We start from the raw sequence: 260 nt of genomic DNA, 5'->3' as shown, positions 1-260 counted from the left end.
TACTAATAATCCGTAAGCTTATGTACACCCTTTTCTCCCGACTTCGGTCGGGAGAAGAAACTTTCTAAAATAGTAAATAAAAGTACTTTTCTTTATCTCAGTATGTTAAGATATTATCTTTAATTATGAATTGTTAATTATCAATTGTTAATTAAAGAAAAAGTTGCCCAAAGCAATTAAAGACCTTAAGGTGGTTATTGCGGCGGGGCTCACCTCTTCCCATCCCGAACAGAGTAGTTAAGCCCGCCTGCGCAGATGGT

1 rRNA gene is annotated in these 260 nt (G+C 36.9%); it reads left to right on the top strand.

The annotated features are described in order from the left end of the window. Window positions 1-186: 186 nt before the first annotated feature. Window positions 187-260, top strand: a 5S ribosomal RNA gene (rrf, locus tag ACHRVZ_RS21425); the annotation flags it as partial.

The organism is Flavobacterium sp. FlaQc-57 (assembly GCF_044007395.1).
GTDB lineage: Bacteria > Bacteroidota > Bacteroidia > Flavobacteriales > Flavobacteriaceae > Flavobacterium.
The sequence above is the reverse complement of the archived record's forward strand: the minus strand, read 5'-3'. Positions and strand labels throughout refer to the sequence as shown.